Genomic DNA, 10588 nt, shown 5'->3' on the forward strand with positions numbered 1-10588 from the left:
GCATTACGCTCTTTGATAGAGCCTATTTCTCAGCAGACTTACTGATTAGTTGGCAACAAACTTATCCAAACAGTCACTGGCTCATGCGGGCTAAAGATAATCTGCGTTACAGTGTGATTAAAACCTTCAGCGAAGGGGACTACTGGATACAAATGCCCGTTTCTCCTCAGGCTCAAAAGAAAAATCCAAACCTACCCGATACGTGGCAAGCTCGATTAATTGAGTGTAGTTATGAGGGTAAGACAAGACGATACATAACCTCTTTAATAGATGATAAACGCTTTACTAAGGATAAAGTGGTACAGCTGTACTTGCAGCGCTGGGAGATTGAGATGGCGTATCGAGAAATTAAGTCTGATTTAAAGCAGGGGCTATTATTAAGAAGTAAGCTACCACAGCTTGTGTTACAAGAGTTCTGGGGGCTTATGATTGCTTATAATCTGATAAGACGTTTGATGCGCTATATGGCAGTTAGAGCTAAGGTTAGCCCTCTACGAATTAGCTTTCACATGGCGTCTATTACGATTGTTGATCTGTTACGGTTTGCGCCTTTACAGGCTGCAGGTCTCTTCCCTAAATTGTTAGATGCACTTTTAGAGGAGGGGAAATTGTTTGTCATTCCTGAGCGCAGAAAGCGATCTTGTCCGAGGGTGGTTAAGGGTAAACCACAAAAATATCCAAAAAAACATACCAGTCAGCGTTAACTGACTGGCATTAACCCTAAGGCGAGTTTTTTATTCACTATTGCTCTCTCAAAAAATGACCTCATATATAGGTAAGAAGTCAGTCATATGAGCGTTACCGGCTCGTTTAGATGCTAAGCAACAGTCACTATGACGGCTTCTTTTTATTATCAATATGTGTGTTATTGCCGACTTATTGTTGTAATAGCTTGGGTTAAGCCAAAACTTAATGTAAAGTCAACCCTATATATTTCGGCCTAAATTTAGTAAAATCTCTTTTTACCAACTGGCGACTGCCATATTAAGATAAAAAATTATGACTAAATTTATATTTGTGACCGGTGGGGTTGTGTCCTCACTAGGAAAAGGTATTACTGCTGCTTCATTAGCAGCAATCTTAGAAGCACGTGGGCTTAAAGTGACCATGACCAAAATGGATCCGTATATCAACGTCGATCCAGGCACGATGAGTCCTTTTCAGCATGGTGAAGTATTTGTTACTGAAGATGGCGCAGAGACCGATTTAGACTTAGGGTATTATGAGCGCTTTTTACGTCACTCAAAAATGAGTAAGTCGAATAACTTTACCAGTGGCCGTATTTACCAAACCGTTCTAAATAAAGAACGCCGTGGTGACTATTTAGGTGGCACAGTACAAGTTATCCCGCATATTACCGATGAGATTAAGCACCGTATCCACGCCAGTGGTGAAGGTTATGATATCGCTATTATTGAAATTGGCGGTACAGTCGGTGATATCGAATCACTACCTTTTATGGAAGCGGTACGTCAAATGCAAGTAGAGCTTGGCCGTAATAGAGCCATGCTAATGCATTTAACCTTGGTTCCCTATATCTCAAGCGCTGGTGAAACCAAAACTAAACCAACTCAGCATTCTGTAAAAGAGCTGCGTTCTATTGGTCTACAGCCAGACGTACTAATTTGCCGCTCTGAGCATGAAATCGGTGAAGACAATCGCCGTAAGATTGCGTTATTTACTAACGTTGAAGAGCGTGCGGTTATCACTTGTGAAGATGCGGAAACGATTTACCAAATTCCACGTACTCTTTATGAGCAAGATTTAGACGATATTATCTGTGAGCGTTTTGGTATTGAAGCGCCTGAAGCTGATTTATCAGACTGGGATAAAGTGGTCGAAGGCTTATTAAACGCAACAGGCGAAGTAAAAATTGGCATCGTGGGTAAATATGTTGAATTACCGGATGCGTATAAATCAATTAACGAAGCCTTATTACACGCCGGCATTACTCACAAGACCGATGTCGATATTAACTATATCGATGCCGAAGCGTTAGAGACGGATGATTCGTTACTAGAGTCATTAAAACAAGTCGATGGTATCTTAGTACCGGGCGGCTTCGGTGAGCGCGGTAAATTAGGTAAGATGCGCGCCATCACCTATGCTCGTGAAAACAACGTCCCTTATTTAGGTATCTGCTTGGGTATGCAGTTGGCGGTGATTGAATATGCCACCAATGTGATGGGCTTAGAAGCAGACTCTACAGAGTTTAATCGTCAACCGGCAGAGCCTATTATTGGTCTAATCACTGAGTGGGTTGATGAGCGCGGCGAGTTGCAACTGCGTAGTGATGACTCAGACTTAGGCGGTACCATGCGTTTAGGTAGCCAAAAAGCAGAGCTTGTAGAAGGCACTAAGCTACATGAAATTTACGGCTCTAAAGTCATTAAAGAGCGTCACCGCCATCGTTATGAGATGAACAACCGTTACGTTGAGCCAATCCAAGAAGCGGGTATGACAGTTTCAGGATATTCAGCTAAACAGCATTTGGTTGAGTCAGTTGAGATTGCTGATCATCCTTGGTTTATTGGTGTACAGTTCCACCCAGAGTTCACTAGCTCGCCACGTGAAGGTCATCCATTATTCTCAAGCTTTGTGAAAGCGGCGATTGATAATTCAGCCTCGTAGTTGACTAGCTAGTCAGTTGATTAGTAAGTAGCCAACGATTCGCTACTTATTAAAACAAAGCATGTATAAAAAGAGGTTGGATAATTATCTGACCTCTTTTTTATTGTGATGATTTTGGCTATGACATTTTTTATTGTTAGAGTATTAAAGCGACTGATTCATTGCCCTCTGTTTTATTTTTTGTTTACGGCTATATATATTACAATCAGAACACGCCATAATTAATAATAGATTGCCATTTTAATAAATAATAAGAGTACATTATGACAGAACTAACCAAAGCACAGTCTCACATTCAGCTAAATGAGCTTCAGATTGCCAATAATAAGCCGTTTGTCTTATTTGGCGGTATGAACGTTCTAGAATCAAAAGAGTTGGCGTTTGAAATTGCCGAAAGCTACATTGATATTTGTGAACGCTTGGGTATTGGCTATGTGTTTAAAGCCAGCTTTGATAAGGCCAACCGTTCAAGCTTGCATTCGTATCGTGGCCCTGGATTAGAGAAGGGGGTTGATTGGTTGGGTCAAATCAAAGAGAAGTTTAATGTACCCATTATTACCGATGTGCATGAACCGTATCAGGCGCAGCCGGTAGCCGAAGTTGCTGATATTATTCAGCTACCTGCCTTTTTAAGTCGTCAAACCGACCTTGTTCAGGCCATGGCCAAGACAGGCGCTATTATTAATATCAAAAAGGCACAGTTTCTAGCGCCGCATGAGATGCGCCATATTATTAATAAATGCTTGGAAGCGGGTAATGACAAGGTTATTTTATGTGAACGCGGCACCTCATTTGGTTACAATAACCTAGTAGTAGATATGCTTGGGTTTGATACCATGAAGAGCATGGATGTGCCGGTGTTCTTTGATGTGACGCACAGTCTACAGGAGCCAGGTAAGCGCAGTGACAGTGCAGGTGGTCGCCGTGAGCAGATTACCACATTAGCACGTGCAGGTATGGCGACAGGTCTGGCCGGTCTATTCTTGGAAGCGCATCCTGATCCAGATGCGGCTAAGTGTGATGGTCCCTGCGCACTGCGTATGAATCAGCTGGAGCCTTTCTTAGCTCAGTTAAAACAGATTGATGACCTGGTAAAAGGTTTCCCAGTATTAGACACGCACTAGGCGACCATTAGACTGTCGTATTAATAACTAAGAATAAATAAAGGGGTAGGTAGATGAGTGTTCAAATCGTGCATTTTAGTCTTGATAATATCGATGATGCCAATGGACTCGATAGTGTGATGACTGCCCTAAAAAATATAGATGGGGTCTTAGACGTTGAGCTAGAGCATGAGAAGGGCATTGGCATGGTGCGTTACGACGACACTCAGACTTCGGTGCATGCGTTTAAAGCCGCTGTGAGTATGGTGGATTATGTGACTCAGCCATTTCCTGAAGATTCACCGCAAAACCCTGATAATTTTTAAATCTGGCAGTTTATATAACCTATCAGTAAGCATTAGGGTTCAATAAAGTGTCAATAAAGTGACATTATATCAATAATAATTAATTAAGGAGATAACCATGGCTTTAGAGACTCGTATTATCAATATCGAAGGAATGACGTGCGGCGGATGTGTCAAAAGTATCCACAGCGCAGTGACGCCACTAGAGGGCGTACAAAGTGTGGATGTCAATCTAGAAGATAATTTAGCAACTGTGACTTTTGATGCGGCCAATGTGACAGCAGAAGAGATTGCTCATGCCATTGAAGATGCTGGCTTTGATGCCACTGTGGCAAACAGCTAAATAGATATTGGCTTATCGTAATATATTATATAGGCAGATTATTTTTATAAATTCATATAAGTAGCTATATAATTATAGACCATAAATAAGCCAGCCTAGTGCTGGCTTTTTAACATAAATACTCAATGCCACGCTGTCTCCACTTTAAAATCAGTGCATCCGCCATCAGATTCTCTACAACCTGCGTGTTCTTTCACCTTATCATAAATATCTGGTAACTCTATGTCAGCTCCAAACTCTACCGATTCCAACGTCATTTCTCCCTCCAAATCTAACGGTAAACCCAATAATCAATCTAACCTTACACCTGAACAAACGTCCAAAGCTGAGATGGCTAAGACCCAATTTCAGGTTGAGGGGATGTCTTGTCAGGCTTGTGCCACTCGTATTGAAAAAGTACTAAGCAAAAAGCCTGCAATTGAGTCTGCCAGTGTGAGCTTTGCTGGCGAGACGCTGAACGTCTCTTATGATCCAGCTCAAGCAGATGCGGACCAAATCAGTGAGTGGGTCAGTAAAACCGGATTTAAAGCATTACCAATGCGTAATAACGAGATACCGCAGACCAAGCAGATGGGTATAGACTGGCGGTTAATACTAATCTGGCTGTGTTTGATACCCTTCTTGGTAGGTATGGCGGGCATGTTAACAGGGCAAGGTATGAACTGGATGCCGCCATTATGGCTACAGTTTATATTAGCCACTGTGGTGCAGTTTGGACTCGCAGGGCCATTTTATAAGAGTGCTTGGGCCTCGGTAAAAGGCGGGCTTGCTAACATGGATGTACTGGTCGTTATCGGTACATTCACGATTTGGGCATATTCTACCTTTGTATGGTTAGAGAGCCTCGGCATAAATATCGCTGACTCTAGTACGTTTGCGCTAACCACTGCTGATATTTTAAATCAGCATGGCAGTCATGTGCCGGTTTATTTTGAAGCAGGGGTGATGATTATTGCCTTTATCAAACTGGGTAAGTATCTAGAACAGCGTACCAAAAAGCATAGTCTAAACAGTATCAATATGTTGCTAGAGTTAACGCCAACACAAGTAGAGCGATTGGTTCTAGAGGCAAGCGGCTCTGATAATAATATTGAAGTGGTTAACCTAAAAGACGTGCAGCGCGGCGATATATTACGAGCCAAACAAGGTGCGCGTATTGCTACAGACGGTATGGTAGTCAGCGGTGACGGCTGGTGTGATGAGAGTCATTTAACTGGGGAGTCGGTGCCAGTTGCGAAAAGAACAGGCGACCCAGTATTAGCGGGTGCCATGGTGGATAATGGCAGTCTCAATTATCAAGTCACTGCCACTGGTAATGAGACGCAGCTGAGTGATATGGTCAAAGCCTTAAGTGAAGCTCAAGGAAGTAAAGCGGATTTAGCGCGTTTGGCGGACAAAGTCGCTGCAGTATTTGTACCGGTTGTGGTTACCATTGCGCTTATTACCTTTGGTGTCACTTGGTGGATAACTGGTGGTATCGATAAAGCAATTTTGCATGCAGTTTCTGTACTTGTTATTGCCTGTCCGTGTGCGCTAGGTTTGGCAACACCTGCTGCTATTATGGCTGGTATGGGTGTAGCAGCGCGTCATGGCGTGTGGTTTAAAGATGCGCAAAGTCTAGAGGTCGCCGGTGGAATTGACACGGTAGTCTTTGACAAAACAGGTACTTTGACCAAGGGTAAACCGTATATTGTGGATCAAGTGATGGTCAATAAAACCATTAGCAGTGATGATGTGTTACAACTGGCTGCCAGTGTTGAGTCGCATGCCAGTCATCCGCTGGCGACTGCGGTGGTGCGCTCAGCTAATGAAAGAGGTTTACCGTTATTAGAGGCGAGTGATGTCGATGTGATCGCCGGTATGGGGGTTAAGGCTCATATTGCAGGGTTTGGAGAAGTTAAAGTCGGTACGGCTGAATTTACGGGACTGACGTTACCCAAAATGCTGCCAAAAGCATGGCAAATAGCTAGTACCATTGCTGTGAGTGTGGACGGTGTTGCTTTGGGTATGTTTGCACTGGCGGACGAGTTAAAAGAGCAAAGTCCACAAGCAGTTCAAGCATTAAAAGACGATGGGCTGGAGGTTGTGCTACTTAGTGGCGATAAACCGTCTGTGGTTGCTCATGTTGCTGATGAGCTAGGCTTAGCGACTGCGCATGGCCATTTAAATCCACGTGATAAAGCGCAGTGGATTGAGGCGCATCAGGCGATTGGCCATAAAGTAGCGATGGTCGGCGACGGGGTAAACGATGCACCGGCTATGGCGACCGCTTATGCCAGCTTCGCCATGCTTGATGGCACAGAGGTTGCCAAACACAGTGCATCTGCACGTTTGATGGGCGATTCTATTATGCAAGTGCATTCAGGGGTGGATATTGCCCGTGCGACGGTGCGTAATATCAAACAAAACCTATTTTTTGCGTTTATTTATAACTGTTTGGGCATTCCACTTGCGGCATTTGGTCTGTTAAACCCAATGATAGCAGCGGCAGCGATGGCATTAAGCTCAATTTCTGTGTTAATGAATGCATTACGTTTAACCCGATATAAAGTATAATAGCGCAAACTATACCACCGCTTTTCATCCAAGAATTTGCGGATTTATGCTATGATTATGCGCATGCTGAATTTGACATTGTTTTGACACTTTTAGCCATTTTTAGGGTGTGCTCTAAATTGGCATTTTGCTCTACATTTTAGAGTGTAAGCAGCTTTTATCATGTGATTAACTCTTATTGTAAGTGGTTATTGTCTAACCAGAAGTTATAGCGCTATAGACTCAATATAGACAGCGCTTACGCATAACGCACTGGCACATATAAATACAACGTTTAATCTTATTTTTAATTCTCAATCAAAGAGGCTTGTAGACGCTATGTACGCAGAAAATATTAATAACGCAACTGAAATTCAAGATATCCGCGCTCGTGAAATTCTTGATTCTCGTGGCAACCCAACCATCGAAGCAGATGTCATTCTAGCGGATGGCTCTATGGGTCGTGCAGCGGCACCTAGCGGTGCCTCTACAGGCTCACGCGAAGCATTAGAGCTACGTGATGGCGATAAGTCGCGCTATTTAGGAAAAGGCGTGAAAAAAGCCGTTGCTAATGTAAACAGCCAAATCAGAAGCGCGCTTATCGAAAGTGATGCGACTGATCAGCAAGGCATTGATAACAAACTTATTGAGCTGGACGGTACTGAAAACAAAGACAATCTAGGTGCAAACGCCATGCTTGCTGTGTCGTTAGCAACCGCAAAAGCTGCTGCGCAAACTCAAAAAATTCCACTACATCAGTACATCGCTAATCTGCGCAATCAAACGTCTTTGACTATGCCAGTACCAATGATGAACATCCTAAACGGTGGTGAGCACGCAGATAACACCGTTGATATTCAAGAGTTTATGATTGAGCCAACGGGCTTTAGTAGCTTCTCTGAGGCATTACGTGCAGGCGTTGAGATTTTCCACAGCTTAAAGTCTGTTTTAAAATCACAAGGCTTGAATACAGCTGTAGGTGACGAAGGTGGTTTTGCGCCTAACTTACGCAGCAACGAAGAAGCCATTACCGTTATCATGCAAGCGATTGAGAAAACTGGTTATAAAGCAGGTAAAGACATCCATTTAGCGCTTGACTGTGCGGCGAGTGAATTTTACAAAAATGGTCAGTATATTTTGGCAGGCGAGGGCAACAAAGCTTTCGATAGTCAAGGTTTTTCTGACTACTTAGTTAAATTAACCGAGCAATATCCAATTATCTCTATCGAAGATGGTTTAGATGAATCTGATTGGGATGGTTGGGCATATTTGACGGGCAAGCTTGGTAATAAAGTACAGTTGGTAGGTGATGATTTATTCGTAACCAACCCAGCTATATTGCAAGAAGGTATTGATAAAAAAATTGCCAACGCTATCTTAATTAAGTTCAACCAAATCGGTACGCTATCTGAAACACTAGATGCGATTTACTTGGCTAAGAAGAATGGCTATGCAACCATTATCTCACACCGTTCTGGTGAAACTGAAGACAGCACCATTGCTGACTTAGCCGTTGGTACTGCTGCCGGTCAAATTAAAACTGGTTCACTATGCCGCTCTGACCGTGTTGCTAAGTACAACCAATTACTACGCATTGAGCAGCAAGTACATGCAAGCTACCGCGGTGCAGAAGAGTTCATCGGCTTACGTGGTTAATTGAGCTTTTCAATGAGTAATATCATTTGTAATCATAGATTGAGCGGCATATTGTCGCTCGATCTATATTGACCACTATGACGTGGTTTTTTATGATTCTCTATTCTTATAATCAGTGATACCTTATATAATGCATAAGATTGAATGCCTGTTTTAAAATTAATAAAAGCATTTAATCGGCTCGCATATCCCTATTAGTACCTCATTTACAATAGCATAAGTCACCCTATGAAATATTTTAGCCAATTCATGTTATTTCTCATTGCAGTTGCTATATTAATCGGTCTGCAATATCAGTATTGGCTAGCTCCAAGCGGGCGGGCAGGTATAGAAAAGCTTCACGAAGAAATTGACGTGCAGCAGCAGTTAAATGATCAAAAAGCGGCCGATAATAAAATATTACGCGCCGATGTGAATGACTTAAAAAATGGCTTAGAAGCGGTCGAAGAACACGCAAGATTAGATTTGGGCTTGATTAAATCTGGCGAGACTTTTGTGCAATTATCAACGGCACCGGTGACTCATACCAGTCAGCCTGCTGAACCGATCAACCCTGAAGATGCGGTTGAGAGCATACCTTAGTTTACTGTCCTTAAGCTCAATAAGCATACCTATCTCTTAGCCAGTCTGAAGTAAGATTCTAAGATACTTCCTTGCCATCTATTTTGCAGCCTTCTTCCTTCTCATAATCTATCGCTTAGGTAATCGCCTGTGACTCATCGCAATCAATCCGACTTTCACGCTAATTCTGACAACGCTGATTTATCCGCGGATACGCTTAGCAGGTATAGTGATAAGCCTATGTCTAAGCCTCAAGTGTATGCACTAATCGTCGCTGCCGGTAAGGGTAGCCGTTTTGGGTCTAGTCAGCCTAAGCAGTACACTCAAGTTCAAGGCAAGACGATTTTGGAGCAAAGCGTGGCTGCATTAAGCACCAGTAATGTGATTAATGATTTGCACTTGGTAATTGCAGCAGATGACACTTTAGCCGATACATTAGATTTTGCAGTACCTGTTATATTTGTTGAAGGCGGTGCTGAGCGTTGGCAATCGGTACAAGCCGGTGTTGAAGCGATTATAAAGTCTGGTGCTAAGTCTGATGACTTAATACTGATTCACGATGCTGCGCGACCTTGCGTGTTACAGCAGCATATTGATGCAGTCATTAATACTGCACAGCAATCGGAATACGGTGCGATATTAGGCGTACCAGTAGCGGATACCCTCAAGAAGGTGGGTGCAGACGCTCGTATTGAGTCTACCGTTGACCGCAGCCAGTTGTGGCAAGCACAAACGCCGCAAGTATTCAAAGCAGGTAAGCTGCGTGAGATATTGCAGCAAGTCGCTGAAAAAGGACTCATGATTACCGATGAGGCCAGCGCGTTTGAAATGATGGGTTATCCCATTGAGATGGTGCAAGGCAATAATCAGAATATAAAACTGACGTATGCTGAAGACTTATCTTTGATAGAAGCAATTTTAGCCAGCCGCTAATAGATTAGCATCAATTAAATTGCTTGAGATAAGATAAGGTTATAAACAAGCAGTGTGACGGGTTACTAACATTACAGACATAAAAAAAGCCAAACTCAAAGAGTTTGGCTTTTTCGTAAACAATTATCAACCGGATAATGCTTACTTAGATAACACAAAATAGTGGTATCCCGTAGGGGATTCGAACCCCTGTTACCGCCGTGAAAGGGCGGGGTCCTAGGCCTCTAGACGAACGGGACACAGACCACTTCGACCGCTTTCACCGTTAATGCCGAAGTGGGGCGTATATTAGAGATATTAGTCTTAAGTGTCAACACTTTTCTTTGAAAATATAAGAAAATTACGCTGACACCGTTTATTATGATTATTTTGGTATTTATCATAAAAATTACAATGTCTCGTCCTAAAATAGGTTGATGATTTAAAACAAGCCAGATACCCCGTGTATCTGGTTTTTTCTATGCAGAACACCCATAACTTTGATGAAACTCGAAAGGCGTTCTCATATTCAAACTCAAATG

9 protein-coding genes and 1 tRNA gene are annotated in these 10588 nt (G+C 42.8%); 9 read left to right on the forward strand and 1 reads right to left on the reverse strand.

The genetic code is table 11. From position 1 onward, the window contains the following. From AC2SLM_RS12590 to ispD, 9 genes are all read left to right on the forward strand, one after another. Nucleotides 1-704: IS4 family transposase (locus AC2SLM_RS12590; RefSeq protein ID WP_486554238.1), on the forward strand; the 704-nt coding region annotated here is incomplete at its 5' end. Nucleotides 705-999: 295 nt separating this feature from the next. Further along, complete coding sequence (pyrG, locus tag AC2SLM_RS12595) at nt 1000-2631, forward strand: CTP synthase (protein WP_486540493.1); 1632 nt, start codon at nt 1000-1002, stop codon at nt 2629-2631. A 263-nt stretch (nt 2632-2894) separates the two neighbouring features. Continuing rightward, a complete protein-coding gene (gene kdsA / locus AC2SLM_RS12600; RefSeq protein ID WP_486554240.1) occupies nt 2895-3755 on the forward strand; it encodes a 3-deoxy-8-phosphooctulonate synthase in 861 nt (286 codons plus the stop codon). A 53-nt stretch (nt 3756-3808) separates the two neighbouring features. Continuing rightward, nucleotides 3809-4060, forward strand: coding sequence for a heavy-metal-associated domain-containing protein (locus AC2SLM_RS12605; protein ID WP_486554241.1), 252 nt, complete (start codon nt 3809-3811; stop codon nt 4058-4060). A gap of 97 nt (nt 4061-4157) precedes the next feature. Then, on the forward strand, nt 4158-4382 hold the full coding sequence (locus AC2SLM_RS12610) for a heavy-metal-associated domain-containing protein (protein WP_486554243.1): 225 nt from the start codon (nt 4158-4160) through the stop codon (nt 4380-4382). Nucleotides 4383-4604: 222 nt separating this feature from the next. Next, a complete protein-coding gene (locus AC2SLM_RS12615) occupies nt 4605-6938 on the forward strand; it encodes a heavy metal translocating P-type ATPase (RefSeq protein ID WP_486554245.1) in 2334 nt (777 codons plus the stop codon). Nucleotides 6939-7256: 318 nt separating this feature from the next. Next, nucleotides 7257-8573 (forward strand): phosphopyruvate hydratase, encoded by a 1317-nt coding sequence (gene eno, locus AC2SLM_RS12620; RefSeq protein ID WP_486540483.1) that lies wholly within the window; start codon nt 7257-7259, stop codon nt 8571-8573. Nucleotides 8574-8801: 228 nt separating this feature from the next. After that, a complete protein-coding gene (locus tag AC2SLM_RS12625) occupies nt 8802-9155 on the forward strand; it encodes an FtsB family cell division protein (protein WP_486540481.1) in 354 nt (117 codons plus the stop codon). A 219-nt stretch (nt 9156-9374) separates the two neighbouring features. Next, the gene (gene ispD / locus AC2SLM_RS12630; RefSeq protein WP_486554247.1) at nt 9375-10067 is read left to right on the forward strand and encodes a 2-C-methyl-D-erythritol 4-phosphate cytidylyltransferase; all 693 of its coding nucleotides are present in this window, start codon (nt 9375-9377) and stop codon (nt 10065-10067) included. A 163-nt stretch (nt 10068-10230) separates the two neighbouring features. Here ispD and AC2SLM_RS12635 read toward each other — a convergent pair. Further along, nucleotides 10231-10306 (reverse strand) — tRNA-Glu (locus AC2SLM_RS12635). Between the last annotated feature and the right edge of the window lie 282 nt (nt 10307-10588).

Source organism: Psychrobacter sp. CX16 (assembly GCF_057396245.1).

Bases quoted from the DNA above. Each gene is read 5' to 3' on its own strand.
- kdsA (WP_486554240.1), top strand. From the start codon at position 2,895: ATGACAGAACTAACCAAAGCACAGTCTCACATTCAGCTAAATGAGCTT.
- AC2SLM_RS12610 (WP_486554243.1), top strand. From the start codon at position 4,158: ATGGCTTTAGAGACTCGTATTATCAATATCGAAGGAATGACGTGCGGC.
- AC2SLM_RS12625 (WP_486540481.1), top strand. From the start codon at position 8,802: ATGAAATATTTTAGCCAATTCATGTTATTTCTCATTGCAGTTGCTATA.
- ispD (WP_486554247.1), top strand. From the start codon at position 9,375: ATGTCTAAGCCTCAAGTGTATGCACTAATCGTCGCTGCCGGTAAGGGT.
- AC2SLM_RS12605 (WP_486554241.1), top strand. From the start codon at position 3,809: ATGAGTGTTCAAATCGTGCATTTTAGTCTTGATAATATCGATGATGCC.
- pyrG (WP_486540493.1), top strand. From the start codon at position 1,000: ATGACTAAATTTATATTTGTGACCGGTGGGGTTGTGTCCTCACTAGGA.
- AC2SLM_RS12615 (WP_486554245.1), top strand. From the start codon at position 4,605: ATGTCAGCTCCAAACTCTACCGATTCCAACGTCATTTCTCCCTCCAAA.
- eno (WP_486540483.1), top strand. From the start codon at position 7,257: ATGTACGCAGAAAATATTAATAACGCAACTGAAATTCAAGATATCCGC.